15 protein-coding genes are annotated in these 15889 nt (G+C 66.5%); 6 read left to right on the top strand and 9 right to left on the bottom strand.

Translation table 11 applies throughout. The features are described from left to right. Positions 1 to 105: 105 nt before the first annotated feature. Genes DTA22_RS30120 through mhpA form a run of 4 tightly spaced genes read right to left on the bottom strand, consistent with a single transcriptional unit; the run spans position 106 to position 4675 of the window. Entirely contained in the window at positions 106 to 954 is an 849-nt protein-coding gene (locus DTA22_RS30120) for a dioxygenase family protein (RefSeq protein ID WP_112301855.1), read from the bottom strand. Next, positions 951 to 2051, bottom strand: a complete 1101-nt coding sequence (locus tag DTA22_RS30115; protein ID WP_235214685.1) for a maleylacetate reductase — start codon at positions 2049 to 2051, stop codon at positions 951 to 953. The genes DTA22_RS30120 and DTA22_RS30115 overlap by 4 nt, the downstream gene beginning before the upstream one ends. Continuing rightward, positions 2048 to 3037: a gamma-resorcylate decarboxylase gene (tsdA, locus tag DTA22_RS30110; RefSeq protein WP_037238671.1), complete on the bottom strand. Its 990-nt coding sequence runs from the start codon at positions 3035 to 3037 to the stop codon at positions 2048 to 2050. Before tsdA ends, DTA22_RS30115 begins: the two co-directional genes overlap by 4 nt. A 36-nt stretch (positions 3038 to 3073) precedes the next feature. Then, positions 3074 to 4675 carry a bifunctional 3-(3-hydroxy-phenyl)propionate/3-hydroxycinnamic acid hydroxylase MhpA gene (gene mhpA, locus DTA22_RS30105; protein WP_112301854.1) on the bottom strand — a complete coding sequence of 534 codons (1602 nt, stop codon included), beginning with the start codon at positions 4673 to 4675 and terminating at the stop codon, positions 3074 to 3076. Positions 4676 to 4822: 147 nt separating this feature from the next. On the opposite strand from mhpA, the gene DTA22_RS30100 reads away from it, so the two are divergent. The 3 genes from DTA22_RS30100 (at position 4823) to DTA22_RS30090 (ending at position 8118) form a co-directional block, all read left to right on the top strand. Then, positions 4823 to 5653 (top strand): IclR family transcriptional regulator, encoded by an 831-nt coding sequence (locus DTA22_RS30100; RefSeq protein WP_037238665.1) that lies wholly within the window; start codon positions 4823 to 4825, stop codon positions 5651 to 5653. A 232-nt stretch (positions 5654 to 5885) separates the two neighbouring features. Then, positions 5886 to 7238, top strand: coding sequence for an MFS transporter (locus DTA22_RS30095; protein WP_112301853.1), 1353 nt, complete (start codon positions 5886 to 5888; stop codon positions 7236 to 7238). Positions 7239 to 7278: 40 nt separating this feature from the next. Next, positions 7279 to 8118, top strand: a complete 840-nt coding sequence (locus tag DTA22_RS30090; RefSeq protein ID WP_037238660.1) for an alpha/beta fold hydrolase — start codon at positions 7279 to 7281, stop codon at positions 8116 to 8118. Positions 8119 to 8146: 28 nt separating this feature from the next. Here DTA22_RS30090 and DTA22_RS30085 read toward each other — a convergent pair whose 3' ends face one another. The 4 genes from DTA22_RS30085 to DTA22_RS30070 all read right to left on the bottom strand — a co-directional run bounded on the left by DTA22_RS30085 (position 8147) and on the right by DTA22_RS30070 (position 11662). Further along, complete coding sequence (locus tag DTA22_RS30085; RefSeq protein ID WP_112301921.1) at positions 8147 to 8866, bottom strand: maleylpyruvate isomerase family mycothiol-dependent enzyme; 720 nt, start codon at positions 8864 to 8866, stop codon at positions 8147 to 8149. 11 nt (positions 8867 to 8877) lie between these two features. Further along, a complete protein-coding gene (locus DTA22_RS30080) occupies positions 8878 to 9705 on the bottom strand; it encodes a fumarylacetoacetate hydrolase family protein (protein ID WP_112301852.1) in 828 nt (275 codons plus the stop codon). A gap of 7 nt (positions 9706 to 9712) precedes the next feature. After that, on the bottom strand, positions 9713 to 10792 hold the full coding sequence (locus tag DTA22_RS30075) for a cupin domain-containing protein (RefSeq protein ID WP_112301851.1): 1080 nt from the start codon (positions 10790 to 10792) through the stop codon (positions 9713 to 9715). A gap of 63 nt (positions 10793 to 10855) precedes the next feature. Further along, a complete protein-coding gene (locus DTA22_RS30070; RefSeq protein WP_112301850.1) occupies positions 10856 to 11662 on the bottom strand; it encodes an IclR family transcriptional regulator in 807 nt (268 codons plus the stop codon). A gap of 48 nt (positions 11663 to 11710) precedes the next feature. On the opposite strand from DTA22_RS30070, the gene DTA22_RS30065 reads away from it, so the two are divergent. The 3 genes from DTA22_RS30065 (at position 11711) to DTA22_RS30055 (ending at position 15268) form a co-directional block, all read left to right on the top strand. Beyond that, on the top strand, positions 11711 to 12940 hold the full coding sequence (locus DTA22_RS30065; RefSeq protein WP_112301849.1) for an MFS transporter: 1230 nt from the start codon (positions 11711 to 11713) through the stop codon (positions 12938 to 12940). Positions 12941 to 13008: 68 nt separating this feature from the next. After that, positions 13009 to 14208 carry an FAD-dependent monooxygenase gene (locus tag DTA22_RS30060; RefSeq protein WP_037238649.1) on the top strand — a complete coding sequence of 400 codons (1200 nt, stop codon included), beginning with the start codon at positions 13009 to 13011 and terminating at the stop codon, positions 14206 to 14208. A 37-nt stretch (positions 14209 to 14245) separates the two neighbouring features. Next, complete coding sequence (locus tag DTA22_RS30055) at positions 14246 to 15268, top strand: magnesium transporter CorA family protein (RefSeq protein WP_112301848.1); 1023 nt, start codon at positions 14246 to 14248, stop codon at positions 15266 to 15268. Positions 15269 to 15273: 5 nt separating this feature from the next. Here the strand turns inward: DTA22_RS30055 and DTA22_RS30050 are convergent, their stop codons facing one another. After that, entirely contained in the window at positions 15274 to 15879 is a 606-nt protein-coding gene (locus DTA22_RS30050) for a TetR/AcrR family transcriptional regulator (RefSeq protein ID WP_112301847.1), read from the bottom strand. Between the last annotated feature and the right edge of the window lie 10 nt (positions 15880 to 15889).

Below are 15889 nucleotides of genomic sequence, written 5' to 3'. Positions count from 1 at the left end.
CCAGGCCTGGTTGTCGGCGGCCCGTACTCTCGCCCAGCGCCCGCACGCCCAGAGACCTCAGCGCAAATCGGCCAGCTGTCCGTCGGAGGCTTCAGGACAACGAGGTCAGCTGCTGCCACGCGTGAGTACGAAGTCATATTGTGACGACCATGCTGTGCCGGAGCCGTCACTGTTTCTGTCGTAGGTGGCGATCAGCACTTCTTTCACCCCGAAGACAGCGTCGGACTCGAGGTAGCTATCGCCCTCCACGAAAGTGTGGGTCACCAGACGTTCGTAGCCGTCGGCGGTGACGAGGAAGTGCATGTGTGCGGGTCGGTACGGATGCCGCCCGATTCGGTCGAGCATTTGCCCCACAGGACCGTCGTCCGGGATCGGGTAAGCCGTGGGCTTGATGCCGCGGAACAGGTACCGGCCGTCGGCGCCTGTGATGAAGCGACCCCGATTGTTCCATCGGGGTTGGATGTCTGGCTGCTGAACGTCGTAGTAGCCATCCGCATTGTCCGACCAGACGTCGACGCATGCGCCCTCGATCGGGTGGCCGTCGAGGTCACGGACCTGCCCCGCGAAGAGGCAGGACTCGCCTTTGCCGTCGAGGGAGATGCCATCCCCCATCCGCCGGATCGGCGCCCCCTCGACGTGGAACGGACCGACGACAGTGTTTTCGGTGGCCCCGGTGGGCCTGCGATGGTTGATGGCGTCGACCAGCATCGATACCCCGAGGGTGTCCGACAGCAGGATGAATTCCTGCCGCTCGGGCCCACAGATCTGTCCGGTTCGCGTCAGGAAGTCGATCGCAAGGTCCCACTCGGCCTGGGTAATTCCGACATCCTTGACGAACGAGTGCAGATGGCGGACGAGGCTTTCCATCACGACGGCGGCCCGGTCGTCGGCGTCGATGCCCATCCGACCGTTGACAGTGTCGACGGACTCATCCTCGGTGAAGTACTTGGTCATGCCGATCCTCCGTGCGGGGCTGATTCTGGGCGGGTGCCGTCGTAGGCGTGCTGCAGCAGTCGACGGATGGAATCGCGCTCCAACGGGCGCGGAGACCAGTAGGGCGCGTCGAGCGCCAAGTCCGCGACACGGTCCAACTGCTCGGGCGTGACCCCCAATTCGGAGAGACGAAGAGGAGCCCCGAGTTCCACTGCGAAATCGTGGAGGCCCCCGCCTGCACTGCCTCCGAACAGGTCCGCGACGGGTGCGAGGACCGTGGGTTCGGTTTCCTCCACGAAGCCGATCGTGTGTGGAAGCAGGATTGCGTGGGTCTGTGCATGAGGTAAGTCGAGCGCGCCGCCGACGGTGTGGCACAGCTTGTGGTGGACGGACATTCCGACACCGCCGAGGACGGTCCCGCACAACCACGCGCCGTAGAGGGCGCGATCTCGCGCATCGTGGTCGGCGGGGTCGCTCGTCAGCTCACGCAGGGCGTCACGCAGAGCGGCGAGGCCCTCCAGGGCCATGAGGGTGAAGATCGGGCTCCCATCGCGCGCATATACCCCCTCGGCGGCATGTGCCATCGCGTTCAATCCGCTGGCGACGCTGAGGGAAATCGGCAACGAGTCGGTGAGGGCCGGATCGTAAACAACTGTCTCGGGCAAGATCTCGGGGCCCCGCCGCGTGGTCTTCATCCCGTTGTCGGTCTCGCCGAGGATCGGGGTCACCTCCGAGCCCGCGTATGTAGTGGGGACAGCGACCTGGGGAAGACCGGTTCGAGCCGCGATCGCCTTGCCGAGACCCGTGGTCGAACCGCCTCCCAGGGCGACGACGCAGTCCGCGCCGAGTTGCTCGATCTCGACCAGTGCCTCGGCGGTGACCTCCACGGGGGTGTGCATGGTGGCGCGGTCGATGACGCCGACACCGAGCGCACCCATGTCGTCGGCGAGAAGCTCCGCGCTCTCCCTCTGTTGGGGCGTCGACAGCACCACAGCCCGTCGTGCGCCCAGGCGCTCGACTTCCTCCTTCACGCCGTCGCGGGCCCCGCGCCCGAAGACGATGCGCGCTGGTGATCCGCTGTGGACGAAGGGCCGCACCGCCGACTCCTGCCGGTTCACCGGTCGAGTTTGAACAACGTGGCGGCGTTGGTCCGACCGATCTTGAGCCGGTCGGCCTCGGAGATGCTGGCAGCGTCGAACCATTCGGCGGCGTGGTTGATGTTCTCGAAGGGCCAGTCAGTCGAGAACATCACGCGCTCCGAGCCGAGCTCGAGCAACAGGTCGATCAGCGTCTGGGTGCGGAAGTTACCGGAGGTCGTGACGAAAAAATTCTCGGTGAAGTAGTCGACCATGCGACGTTTCGCCGGGTACGCGGGCGGCACGTCGACCCAGGCGTTGCGGTGGTCGATGCGCCAGAGCATCGCGGGGATGCCCTCACCCATGTGACCGAGGACGATCCGCAGGCCGGGGTGCTCGTCGAAGAGGCCAGAGGCCATCAAGCGCAACGCATGGACAGCAGTCTCCTGCGCGAATGCCCACGTCGGACCGAGCAGCCACGGGTGGCCCTCGTAGATTCGGGCGTCCTGGTTCAGCGGGTTGCGCGGGTGGAGGTAGAAGGGCACATCGAGACGCTCGACCTCTGCCCAGAAGGGTCGGTACTGGGGGAGGTCGTAGTAGAGGGGGGTGTTGCCGCCGTCCACCGTCGCACTCTGGGAGAACCCGTTGACCAGCGCGCCGACGAAGCCCAGTTCGGTGACGCAGCGTCGCAGTTCCTCGGCGGCGGCGTCGGGGTCCTGGAGCGGCAGGGCAGCGAAGCCACGGAACCGGTCCGGCCGCTTCGCGCATTCCTCGGCGAGTACATCGTTGGCACGACGCGCAATGTCGATGGCGCGCTTCCGTTCGGGGATGGCCTGCACGGCAGGTGCATTGAGCGAGAGGATCATCGTTTCGATGTTGTGCTCGTCCATCAGCTTCAGGCGGACATCCTGGATGTCGAGAAGCCGCGCCTGCAACTCGTCCCAATAGGTTCCGGGTACGAAGCCCGCGGAGTCGTTCAGCGTCTCCGGGATGGCGAAGTGCTCTTCCAGTGCGATCTTTCCCTGCATCAGTTTTCTCCTCGAGTGTTTGTCGGTGGTGGGATGTCAGGCCGTGGGCGCCAGCGGCCGGGGCGGCACGGGAGCGACCGGGGTGATGGCGGCGACGAGCTCCTTGGCGAGGGTCCCCAGCTCTGCGGCGTCGCGTGCGATTCCGAAGACGTAGCCGTCGGGCCGCACGATCGCGGCGACGCACTCATGGGCGGCGAACCATCTGGTGTACACGCCGGCGGTGTCGGAGACGGGCGCTCCGTCAAACATCGACGTGAGGCCGAAAATCACTTCCCGGCCGCCGATCTCGATGAATGCGGTGCGGTCGCCTTCGGCGATGTCGGACAACACCTGCGGCCCGTCGGCGACGACGAGCCACCCGGTGCCCGCGATTTCGTCGAAGAGTGCGGTGGTGCTCGACGTCGACACCAGGCCCTGCGGGAAGATGTCGCCGTGGTTGGCGATCAGGCCTCCTGACAACGCGGGGTACTGCAACTTGTCCGGCTTCTGGTTGGCTTTGCGCGCAGCGATCATCTGAGCGTCGCGCTCGGCGGCGAGCGCGGTGTCCCGCATCGTCTGGACCCGACCCAGTTCGATTGCCTTCTCGGTGATGTAGCGGACGTGCGGTTCGCGCTCGGCTTGGTAGGTGTCGAGCAGCGAGTCGGGGTGGCCTGCGAGCACCATGTCGAGCTTCCAGGCCAGGTTCCGTGCGTCGCGGATTCCCGACACCATTCCCTGCGCCAGGAAAGGCGGCATCTGGTGCGCCGCGTCGCCGGCGAGAAGAATCCGACCGTGACGCCACTGCGTGGCGATGCAGGACCTAAACGTGTAGTTCGCGACGCGGACGAGCTCCGCATCCTCCGGGGTGAGATACGTCGCTACGCGCGGCCACACCTTGTCCGGGTGAACAACCTCCTCGCGATTCGCTCCGCTTTCGAGCCGGAACGAGAATCGGTGGAAGCGGGGTCCGATGTTGACGATGGCGATCGGTTCGGCGGGGTCGCAGACCTGGCGGAAGGTGGGGAGGTCCGGCACGTCGCGGTCGAGCTGGAAGTCGCAGACGAGCCAGTTCTCGAAGAACCCGTAGTCGTCGAGTTCGCCGCCGGCGAACTGGCGGACGATGCCGTTCCCCCCGTCGCAGCCGACGACATAGTGGGCACGAACCAGGTGCTCGCCGCCCTCGACGTCGGTGGCGCGGACGACGACGTCGTCACCGTCCTGCTGGTCGACGGACTCGACCGTCATCCCGCGGCGGATCTCGACCGTCGGCAGGGACGTAATGAGCTCGTCGAGAACGGATTCGAGGTGGGGCTGGTACATCATGTACTGCGCCGGCCATCCGCAGCGGCCCGGGTTGTCGAACTCGATGTCCAGCAACACTTCGTCGTCGCCGTTCACCCATACGTAGCCGCGCTGAACATTTGTTCCGGGCAGCATCTTCTCCGCGACACCGAGTTTCTGGAATGTACGCATGGTCTCGTCGTCGAACGCGGCGGCGCGCGGCAGGTTGTAGAGACCCGTATACCTCTCGAGGACAACGACGCTCCGGCCCTGGCGCCCCAGGAGCGCCGCCAGTGCCATCCCGGTAGGGCCGCTGCCGACGATCGCGACGTCGACTGCTTTTCTTTCCGCGCCCGGCGGCTGTGCGAAGGCAGACATGCCGTTGTTCCTTTCGACTTTCGTGACTTCGCGTCACGTGTGATTGCAACCACACCGTACGAGTTTATTATTAGTGAAGTCAATGCACAGTAGTGAATCAGTTCTCGATCACCCCCAACCGTTCGTCGAGCCATAAGGTGGTTTCCCGTGACGACCTCCGCGGATTCCGATTCCACTGCAGATGCCGAACGCGCCGGCCCCCGTCAAGGCATTCAGTCGGTGGAGCTCGCCATGACCGTCATCGAGGCCCTCGAAAGCGGACTCGGCCCCATGAGCCTCACGCAGATCGCGAACGCCTCCGGGATGGCCGCGAGCAAGGTTCACCGCTACTTGGTCAGCCTGGGTCGCGCAGGGCTCGTCGTGCAATCTCACCGATCCGGTCTCTATGACTTCGGACCGGCGATGCGTCGACTGGGCATCGAATCACTGCGCCGCATGGACGAGGTCGGCGTGGCGTCGGAACATCTCCCCGACTTGCGTGATCGCACCGGGCACGCCGTCAATCTCGCGGTATGGGGCGACCATGGTCCCGTCCTCGTGCGCTGGGACTACGGCGCGCACGCACTCCCGATCACGATCCGGGTGGGAGCGACAATGCCGCTGCTCACCTCCGCGATCGGACGCGTCTACCTGGCCCATCTGCCGGCCACGATGATTACATCGATCGTGGAGACCGAACTCGAGACACTCGGCACGAACGCGCCAAGCAAGAGCGACGTGGCTCGGCTACGGGCCACCGTGCTCGAGCAGGGCGTAGCAACCATCTCGGGCGAGGTGATCCCGGGCGTCATGTCAGTCGCAGCACCAGTCTTCCCGGCCGGTCAATCAATTCCCCTGGCAGTGGCGGTGGCACTTCCGTCGTCGCTCGGTGACGCAGCCACGGTCGCCGAGGTGACGCTGGAACTGCTGCGCACGACGAAGGCGATCTCGGAGGACTACGGCAGCGTCGGCGGAGCGGCCGGTGGCCCAGTCGCCTGAGCGATTCCATCGCTCCTCACGGGACCAGGCACGCTCGGACAGGGATTCACTATTGCGGAATTCATTTCGCTATGTTCAAATGTGACTCGCGTCATAACGTGGTTGTGCCAGATCTGTGACGAGTGCGGCACCGAGGTTGGACCGTTGCGAACGGTCCATCGGATGGCTGCCAATCGTGAACGCACGCACCCCGCTGCGGTGCCATCGCCCTCTTCTCGACAGGAGCGTCCCCATGAGTCGCGCACCCTCTTCCTCCGGTTCGGATCGCCTCCCTGGCGCCACCCGCACACTGTTGTGCGTCACCTGGCTCGTGGCGACGCTCGAGGGCTTCGACCTCGCGATCTACGGGGCCACCCTCCCGGTGCTCCTCCAGACGCCGTCGCTCGGCATGGACCGGAGCGAGGCCGGGACTATCGGCTCGCTCGTCGGCGTCGGCATGTTGATCGGGGCCGCGCTGGCCGGAGCAATCATCCATCGCGTCGGCCCCCGGCGGCTCCTGATCGGATCGATCGCCGTCTTCACCGTCGGCATGCTTGTATCAACCTTCGCGTACAGCGCCGAAGCGTTCGGCTTCGGACGTCTCGTCGTCGGACTCGGTCTGGGCGTCGTTCTTCCGACCCTCAACTCGTATGTAGCCGACCTCAGCGCACCGCAGCGCCGCAGCCGACACATCGGACTGATGATGAGCGGGTATGCCATCGGGGCGCTCGCCGCACCCCTGCTCGGCGCCGCATTGCTTCCGGAGGTCTCGTTCCGCTGGCTCTACCTGATCGGTGTCGTCATCCCACTCGTCGCACTCCCGTTGGTCTTCCGCCTTCCGGAGAGCCCATTCCACCTGCGCCTCATCCGACGCGGCGCGGAGGCCGCCGAGATCGAGACCCGCTACGACCTTCCCTCGAGCCACGTCGCCAACAAGCAGGCCGGCCGTCTCTTCGGCCTCGGCCCGCTGCTCACGCGCCGACTCGCCCCCACCACGCTGCTGTTCTGGGCCATGTCCTTCTGCGGCCTTCTGCTCGTATTCGGCATCAGCGCATGGCTGCCCTCGATCATGCAGGCCGCCGGCTACTCTCTCGGGTCTGCCCTGCTCCAGACCGCAGCCATGTGGCTCGGTGTGTTCGTCGGCGTCATCGCAGCCGGCCCCGTCGCGGACCGTTTCGGACCGCGCATCGTCGTCGTGACCGCGTTCCTCACCGGCACTGTCAGCCTGGTCCTCATGAGTCTTCAGCCGCCGACGTTCCTGCTCTTCCTGCTCATGTTCGTCAGCGGATTCGGGTTCATCGGCTCCCAGATCCTCGCCAACGCCTACATCCTGTCCGTCTACGACCCCGAGAACCGCAGCAGTGGTCTCGCCTGGGCCCTGTCGGTCGGTCGCCTCGGAGCCATCGCGGGCCCGACCCTCGGCGCATTCGTGCTCGACCATGCGAACGGCGTCGATGGGAACTTCTACAGCTTCGCCATCGTGGGTCTGCTCGGCGCGCTGACCGCAGTACTCGTTCCGCGGCGCGAGTCGCGCATTGATCCGGTCCAGGGCGACGCGATGCCGGCCACCAGATTGGCGGATGCTCAGAATCACTCCCGGCGCTGAACGATTTTCTCCACAAAGGGTCACAGAACAGGAACGCGCAATGCCCAACATCGATCTACCCGGAGCAAGACTGCACTACCGCACCGTCGGAAGCGGCAAACCCTTGGTTCTCGTCCACGGCTCGGCCACAGACATGACCACGTGGGACGGCGTCATCGACAACCTGGCCTCCGACCATCGCGTCACCGTCTACGATCGCCGCGGATACGGACAGTCCGAGCACAGGCCCGTCCGTGATCACCGTATCCATGCTCGTGATCTCTGCGCCGTCCTCGAACAAGCCGTGGGAGAGCCGGCGAAGGTGCTCGGATGGAGTTCCGGCGGAAACATTGCGCTGGCATCCGCCACCGCTCGCCCGGATCTGTTCTCCGAGCTGGTCGTCGTCGAAGCCCCATTTCACGGACTGCGGCATGCCGACCGGGCGGTGCTCGCGACCGCAGTTCGCCTGAAACTGCTTCAATTGCGCGGTCACCCGCAGGAGGCGACGGAGGTGTTCTTCCGGTTCGCCACCGCCCTACAGTCCGGTGGCAACAGCTACGACCTCGCCGACGACAGCCTCCGGAACGACATTCTCCGCAACGCCACACCGGTTCTGGCCGAATGGGACCCGCACCCTTTCGGAGTCATGGCCGAGCACATCTCGGTTCGCGCCGTGGTGAACCTGCCGATGCCGATCACGTGGGTCCTCGGCTCCGAAAGTTCGCCGTGGATGACCGGACTGCACACGCGAATACAGCGCCGGCGACCGGACATCGATACCGTTGTCATCAACGGCGCCGGACACCTGATCCACCTCGACTGCCCTGCCGAGTTCGTGGCCGCCGTCCGTGGAGAACCGACTCGAACCGACCACACTGCCCCCACCTGCGACGGTTCATGACTTGACCGCTCAGCAGCCTATCGATGGATCAAAGCCAACGCGGCGGTTCCCCGACTCCGCCGTCGATGCTCATGCCGACGGTGCCGCGGCCGGCGGCCCACCGCACGACCGCGGCGAGGGGCCCGGACACCTTGCCGGCCGGTGGTGAATCCGGCTGCACCGCAACCGGTTCACCCCCGTCGACGGTGAGGATCAGGCCGGCGCCGAGGTCCTTGCGCCGCCACATTCCGACGATGTCGGTGAGCAACGACTCCAGGACGATGTCGGGGAAGTCGCCGAACCGGCCGCCGTTGCCGAGGTCGACCGCATGAATCCAGACCTCCCGGGTGCGCATCCACGCCGTCTCCGACACCGGCACCGTCCGGCCCTGCGCGGTCCGCACCTGCGCATCCCACGCCGAGGCGGGCAGGGTGCGCCACTTCTCGTCGAGCCGGGCGACGGTGTGATCGAACAGGTTCCGCAGCGCCGCCGCCGACAGGGTGGCGCCCTCGGCGATCTCCCGGCCCCGCTGCTCCGCCGACGCATACATCGGGGTCTGCACCCCCGACGCCGCCCAGTCCAGCAACCGGCACAACGCGGCCGCGTTGTACCCGACGTGCGCCACCAGATGTCGCCGCGACCACCCCGACAATCCGGTCGGCTCGGACAGTTGCTCGTCGGACAGTTCGGCGAGGCGTTGGGCGAAGTAGGCGGTGCCGCGGCGGGCGATCAGCAACCGCTCGGACACATCGAGATCGTGAAAGCCCACCGGGTGCATCCTTACTTGACGATCGTCGTGTTGCGGACGGTGCCCAGGCCCTCGATGGTGACCTCCACGGTCTGCCCGTCCTGAATGTAGAGACCGGGCTTGCGGGCGTGCCCGACCCCGCCGGGGGTGCCGGTGATCACCACGTCCCCGGGCTGCAACGTCACGATGTGCGAGATGTACTCCACCAGCCTGGCCGGGGTGAACACCAGATCGTCGGTGGTGGTGGACTGCACCACCTGCCCCTCCAGTGTCGTCTCCAGTGTCCCGCCGAACGTGTAGGAGTCGGTGGTCGTCAGGAACGGCCCGAAGCCGCTGGTCTTCTCGAACGTCTTGCCCTGATCCCACTGCAGCGTCCGGTACTGGTAGTCGCGCATCGTGTAATCGTTCATCACCGAATACCCGGCAATGTAGGACTCGGCGTCGGCCTCGGGCACCTGGTACGCCTGCCGGCCGACGACGAACGCCAACTCCCCCTCCCAGTCCAGCTGGGCGGCGGCATAGGACGGGACGATCACGTCGTCGTACGGGCCGGTCAACGCTTCCTTGAACTTCGCGAACAGCGTCGGATACTGCGGCAGATCCCGGCCCATCTCCTGGATGTGGTTCGCGTAGTTCAACCCGACGCAGATGATCTTCCCCGGGTGCGGGACCACCGGGGCGTAGTCGGCGCCGTCGAGGTCGACGGTGGCACCGGACGCGTTGTCCGCGAGCGACCTCCAGTCCGGGTCGGTCAGCAGGGCGGACAGGTCCGCGAACCCGTCGATGATCGTGCCGGTGGTGTCGGAATCGACGCGGACGGCGACGGTCGCACCGCCGCGGCGCAGGGTGGCAAGCTTCATGGGATTGTCAGGCTCCTTCGGAGATGAATGTGCGGTCAAAGTGCAGGCGCTCGACGATCGGGGCGTCGGAGAACGCGAACAGGTCGAACTCGGTGTCGGCCTCGATCGACCACTCCGTCCAGGACGGGACGACGATCATGTCCCCCGTGGACACGGTGCGGGCCTCGCCGCCGAGGACGAACCGCCCGGAACCGTCGAACACCTGGTAGACGGTGGACCCGACGTCGCGGCGGGGCCGGGTGCGGGCGCCGGCGCGGAGGCGGTGGAACTCGGCGCGGATGGTGGGCATCACGTCGCCGCCGGTGGTCGGGTTGGTGTAGCGGACCGCGGCGTGGCCGGGTTCGGTGGTCGCCGCAAACCCCTCGTCCTCGAGTGCCAGTTGCTCGCGCAGTGCGGCGTCGGTGTGCTCCCACCGGTACGCCGCGATCGGCGAGGACGTTTTCGCGTCCAACCCGACCAGCGGTCGCAGCCCCGGATGCGCCCACAACCGTTCCGACCGGGACACGTCCGGGGTGGAGTCGTCGGTGACGTTCTCGGATCCGAATTCGAAGAACCCGGTGTCGGTGTAGTGCACGAACGGGATGTCGAGGCCGTCGATCCAGGCCATCGGCTGATCGGTTTCGTTGTGGTGGCCGTGGAAATGCCAGCCCGGGGTCAGCAGGAAGTCGCCGCGCCGCATCGCGACCGGGTCCCCGTTGACCACCGTCCACACCCCTTCCCCCTCGACGACGAACCGGAACGCGTTCTGCGCGTGCCGGTGCTCGGGCGCCACCTCCTTCGGGCCGAGGTACTGAATCGCCGCCCATAACGTCGGCGTCACATAGGGGACGCCATCCAACCCGGGGTTCGCCAGGGCGATCGCCCGGCGTTCCCCGCCCCGGCCGACCGGCACCAGATCCCCGGCCCGCTGCGCCAACGGATACAACGTCGACCACTTCCACACGAACGGCACCGCCCGCGACGTCGGCGTCATCGGCATCAGATCACCGAGCTGGGTCCACAACGGATTCAGGTGCTCGGCCTCGAAATCGGTATAGAGCTGTTTCAGCTCCGGAGCGTCGTCGACGTGCGGTTCGGTAGCGGTCATGGCGTCGACGCTAGGAGGGTCGGCGTCCCGGCGGATAGCGAATTCTTCTGTGCAGAAACTCGGTCAGGGTTCGAGGTCGGCGATGTCCACCTCGAGTTCGCGGATCGCGTTCTTGATCTGCGACACCAACGGCCCCTGCGAGTGCTGGCGGAAACGGGTGATCGGCACGGCCACCGTCAGCGCCCCGACCGCCGTGCGAGCCCGGTTCCGGATCGCGACGCCGAACGCCGCGACCCCTTCCTCGGTCTGCTGCACGTTGAGGGCGAATCCGACGGCGCGGGCGGCGGACAGTTCTCGCCGGAACCGCTCGAAGTCGTCGGGCGACAGGCGGCGGTCACCCCACTCACGGTCGTCGTCGGCCAGATCCGCGGGCCGCAGGTACAGCTGCTCGAGGGTCTCCCTCGGCAACTCCGCCAGCAGAATGCGCCCTCCCGCAGTCAATTCCGCGTCGAGCACCTGCCCCTGACGGTCGCCGACGCGCAACATTCCCGTCGACTCGGCGGACGACAGGAAGCGCGCCTGAGTGCCGACGCGGATCACGAGGTTGACGGTCTCGCCGCACAGGATCGCGAGGGCTTCCATGTGAGGCCGGCACAGGTCGTTGAACTCGCGCGTCCACCCGCGCTGGGCCGGGCCGGCGCCCATCGCCGACCCGGGGTGGTACACGCGTTTCTCGTCCTGAACGGCGAACCCTCGGTACACCAGCATCGCCAGCAACCGGTGCGCGGTGGACGGCGCGATGCCGAGTTCCTCCGCAGCGTCCTTGAGTCGCAGTCCGCCGACGTCGCGCAGCATCTGCAGCAGGCGCAACGCGTTGTCGACGGACTCCAGCATGTACGTCGGCTTTTCGATCGTTCGCTTCTTCTGCACAGCAGAACTTTATTGCACGGGAGCTGTGCGCCGCATCACCCTCGATTCATGCCGCTCACTGCCACCTCCGCGGCGCCACCGGCGAACCGCGTCGGATTGGACCGCAACGCCGCGATCGCCGTCGTCGTCTGCTGGCTCTTCGTGGTCTTCGACGGCTACGACCTCATCGTCTACGGCAACGTCATCCCGAGCCTGCAGAAGGAGTGGGGCATCAGCGCCGCGACCGCGGGCACGCTCGGCAGCCTCGCATTTCTCGGGATGATGATCGGCGCGGTGCTCGCGGGACGCCTCTCCGACGTGGTGGGACGCAAGCGCGCGGTGATCGGATGCGCGATCATCCTGTCCGTGTTCACCGCACTGTGTGCGCTGGCGACCGGACCCGTCATGTTCGGCGCATTGCGTCTGATCGCCGGACTCGGCCTGGGCGGCCTCGTTCCCACCTCCAATGCACTTGCCGCAGAACTGATTCCTGCGAAGTGGCGCGCCGCGGTAGCCACGATGATGATGTCCGGTGTTCCCATCGGCGGTTCGATCGCGGCACTGATCGGCATCCCCGTCATCCCGAACTGGGGTTGGCAGCCGATGTTCGCCTTCGCCCTCGTCCCGCTGATCCTGCTGGTGCCGATCGCGTGGAAGACGCTGCCCGACCACACTGCCGCGGTGACCTCGACGGAGGTGCGGCCGGCAACCGGCTTCAGCGCACTGCTCGGTACCCGGTTCCGGTCCGTCAGCATCATGTTCGCGCTCGCCACGGTGGTCACCCTGCTCGCCTGGTACGGCCTTGGCACGTGGCTGCCCAAACTCATGCAGGGCGAGGGCACCGATCTCGGCAGCGCGCTCACGTTCGCCCTCGCACTCAACCTCGGCGCCGTGGCGGGCTCGTTCGTCACCGCGTGGGGCGGTGTCCGGTTCGGCACGATCCCCACGAGCATCGTCGCCGCTCTCCTCGCGGGTATCGCGTTGCTGACGTTGCTCACCGCCCCACCGGTCGCGTTGGTTTACGTCATTTTCGTGCTCGCCGGCGTCGGGACACACGGAACTCAGTGCCTCATCATCGCGGCGGTCGCGTCCTACTACCCCGACTACCTCCGGGGCACGGCCCTCGGCTGGGCGCTCGGCGTCGGCCGCGTCGGAGCCGTCGCCGCACCGCAGATCGGTGGCTGGCTCCTGGCCGCCGGACTCGGCGCGGATTCCAACTTCATCCTCTTCGGCGTCAGCGCCCTCGTCGCCGCGCTGCTGCTCACCGTGATCTGGCGACGCTTCCCCTCCCCCACGTGAGTGCCACCGTGTGCCCCGGCACGCATTGCCACTCACCTGCCCCGAACGCTCGAAACGAAGGAACTGTCATGTCGAACCTGCAGGACGCGCACATCATCATCGCCGGGGGCGGGATCGGCGGCGCGGCCAACGCCCTCGCCCTCGCCCGGAAGGGCGCGAACGTCACGTTGTTCGAACGGGCCACCGAATTCGGTGAGGTCGGCGCCGGACTGCAGGTCGGACCGCACGGCGCCCGCATCCTCGACTCCTGGGGCGTACTCGACGACGTTCTCTCCCGGGCCTTCCTGCCGAAGAACATCGTGTTCCGCGACGCGATCACCGCCGAGGTACTCACCAAGATCGACCTCGGCGCCGAATTCCGCGCCCGCTACGGCGGACCGTATTTCGTGACCCATCGCAGCGACCTGCACGCGACACTCGTCGACGCCGCGCGGGCTGCGGGCGCCGAACTGCACACGGGCGTCACCGTCACCGACGTGATCACCGACGGCGACAAGGTGATCGTCAGCACCGACGACGGCCGCACCCACGAGGCGGACATCGCGCTCGGCATGGACGGCCTCAAATCCCGGTTGCGGGCGAAGATCTCGGACGACGAGCCCGTGTCCTCCGGCTACGCCGCCTACCGGGGCACCACCCCGTACCAGGACGTGGAACTCGACGAGGACATCGAGGACGTGGTCGGCTACATCGGACCGCAGTGCCATTTCATCCAGTACCCGTTGCGCGGCGGTGAGATGCTCAACCAGGTCGCGGTGTTCGAATCGCCCGGTTACAAGGATGGAATCGAGAACTGGGGTGGCCCCGAGGAACTCGAACAGGCCTACGCGCACTGCCACGAGAACGTCCGCCGCGGCATCGACTACCTGTGGAAGGACCGCTGGTGGCCGATGTACGACCGCGAGCCGATCGAGAACTGGGTGGACGGGCGGATGATCCTGCTCGGCGACGCCGCGCACCCGCCGCTGCAGTACCTGGCCTCGGGAGCCGTGATGGCGATCGAGGACGCGAAGTGCCTCGCCGACTATGCCGCCGAAGACTTCTCCGCAGGCGGGAATTCCGCGTGGCCGCAGATCCTGAAGGAGGTCAACACCGAACGCGCACCGCGCTGCAACCGCATCCTCACCACCGGACGCATGTGGGGCGAGCTGTGGCACCTCGACGGCACTGCCCGCATCGCCCGCAACGAATTGTTCCGCACCCGCGATACGTCGAGCTACCAGTACACCGACTGGCTGTGGGGCTATTCGTCCGAGCGCGCGTCATAACCGCTTCCCTGCCGGGCTGGTTCGGCAGACTGGACGCGTGACCCTCAACCTGGTGCAGACCCGTGTGTGGCGCGGTGGCGAGTGCGTGGGCAAGGATTTCCCGCTTGCCGACGTGTCCGAACAAGTGAAGGACGAGAATGCGCTCGTCTGGGTCGATCTGTGCGATCCCGACCACGAGTGCCTGACCGAGCTTGCGGCCGAGTGGTCGCTCGATCCGAATGCCATCGAGGATGCCGTCGCCCGAGGTGAGCGGCCGAAGGCGACACGCTATGCGGGCCATGCGTTCGTGACCGCGTATGCCACCTGGTTCGATACCGGCGACGTCAGCACACTCGGCGTCCTCGATTCTCGGCTTCGGCTCAGCCGTATCTCCGCGTTCGTGGTGTCGAACGGGATCATCACGGTGCGGCGGGACGATCGATTCGACATGTCGCAGGTGGTGGAGCGCTGGGAGGAGGACCCCGCACTGCTCACACCGGGTTCCGGCGCACTCGCGCTCCTGCACGGCCTGCTCGACGCGATCGTGGACGGGCAGTTCGAGACGATCGAGACGATCGACGACGCGATCGAAGCGCTCGAGGAGGGTTTGTTCGACGAGTCCGCGCGGACCCGGGAGATTCAGCAGCGTACGTACCGGCTGCGGAAGGAACTGGTGCAACTGCGTCGCGTCGTCCTGCCGATGCGGGAGGTGGTGGGCGCCGTCATGCGCGGGCGGGCCGAATCCGACCGCGACAAGTCGCCGGTTCTCGACGGCTTGTACACCGACCTCTACGACCACGTGACGCGCGCCGCGGAGTGGACGGAGTCGTTGCGCGACATGGTGGTGACCGTCTTCGAGACGAATCTGTCGCTCCAGGATGCCCGGCTCAACACCGTCATGAAGAAGCTCACCGGTTGGGCGGCCATCATCGCGGTTCCCACCGCGGTGACCGGGTGGTTCGGTCAGAACGTCTTGTTCCCCGGAGTCGGGCAGCTGTCGGGAATGATCGCCAGCACCATCGTGATCGTGACGTCGGCCAGCCTGCTCTACATCCTGTTCCGCCGACGCGACTGGCTCTGACGGATCTAGAGTTCACTCGGCTGCGATACCGCAAGCAGCACCCGCAGATTGTCGGTGACCACCCGAGCAGAGATGGTGGGGTCGATGGCGCGCTGAATACCCAGTCCGACACCGAGACTGAGGATGCTGCCGGCCGCGTCCTCCGCGGGCACCGGCAGGACGACCCCGAGTGAGTCGGTGAACGACTTCAGCAGCGTCACCGTGATCTCCCGCGCGACCCCGAGAGTGGCGGTCAGTGCGTCGCGGAGTTCGGGATCGTGGCGGGACAACACGATCAGCTCGAACTCCAGCATGGTCCACCCGACGTCGCCGAGCGTCTTCTCGGCCCAGGCCTGGAACGCCTCGAGCCGCTCCTCCATCGTGCCGCCGCCGCCGAGCGCTTCCGCGATCTCCTGCCCCTTGGTGGTGTGGATGAGCCCGAGCACCTCGAGGCACAGCTCCTTCTTGTTCTTGAAGTTGGAGTACACCGCGCCCTTCGAATAGCCGGCCTCGTCGGCCACTTTTTCGAGCGACGTTGCCGCGTACCCGTCGGCCAGGAAGAGGTCGCGTGCGGTCGCGACGAGATGCGCCCGCGTGCGCGCCTGACTCTCCGACCTGGTCAATCGCGCCATGCTCACCCTT

This window comes from Rhodococcus wratislaviensis (genome assembly GCF_900455735.1).
In the GTDB taxonomy this organism is placed as follows: Bacteria; Actinomycetota; Actinomycetes; order Mycobacteriales; family Mycobacteriaceae; genus Rhodococcus_F; species Rhodococcus_F wratislaviensis.
This window is presented reverse-complemented; position numbering and strand designations above follow the sequence as displayed.

What these genes read in the sequence shown, in the direction of transcription:
- DTA22_RS30120 (WP_112301855.1), bottom strand. Translation starts at nt 954, where the DNA reads ATGACCAAGTACTTCACCGAGGATGAGTCCGTCGACACTGTCAACGGT.
- tsdA (WP_037238671.1), bottom strand. Translation starts at nt 3,037, where the DNA reads ATGCAGGGAAAGATCGCACTGGAAGAGCACTTCGCCATCCCGGAGACG.
- mhpA (WP_112301854.1), bottom strand. Translation starts at nt 4,675, where the DNA reads ATGTCTGCCTTCGCACAGCCGCCGGGCGCGGAAAGAAAAGCAGTCGAC.
- DTA22_RS30095 (WP_112301853.1), top strand. Translation starts at nt 5,886, where the DNA reads ATGAGTCGCGCACCCTCTTCCTCCGGTTCGGATCGCCTCCCTGGCGCC.
- DTA22_RS30090 (WP_037238660.1), top strand. Translation starts at nt 7,279, where the DNA reads ATGCCCAACATCGATCTACCCGGAGCAAGACTGCACTACCGCACCGTC.
- DTA22_RS30080 (WP_112301852.1), bottom strand. Translation starts at nt 9,705, where the DNA reads ATGAAGCTTGCCACCCTGCGCCGCGGCGGTGCGACCGTCGCCGTCCGC.
- DTA22_RS30075 (WP_112301851.1), bottom strand. Translation starts at nt 10,792, where the DNA reads ATGACCGCTACCGAACCGCACGTCGACGACGCTCCGGAGCTGAAACAG.
- DTA22_RS30065 (WP_112301849.1), top strand. Translation starts at nt 11,711, where the DNA reads ATGCCGCTCACTGCCACCTCCGCGGCGCCACCGGCGAACCGCGTCGGA.
- DTA22_RS30060 (WP_037238649.1), top strand. Translation starts at nt 13,009, where the DNA reads ATGTCGAACCTGCAGGACGCGCACATCATCATCGCCGGGGGCGGGATC.
- DTA22_RS30050 (WP_112301847.1), bottom strand. Translation starts at nt 15,879, where the DNA reads ATGGCGCGATTGACCAGGTCGGAGAGTCAGGCGCGCACGCGGGCGCAT.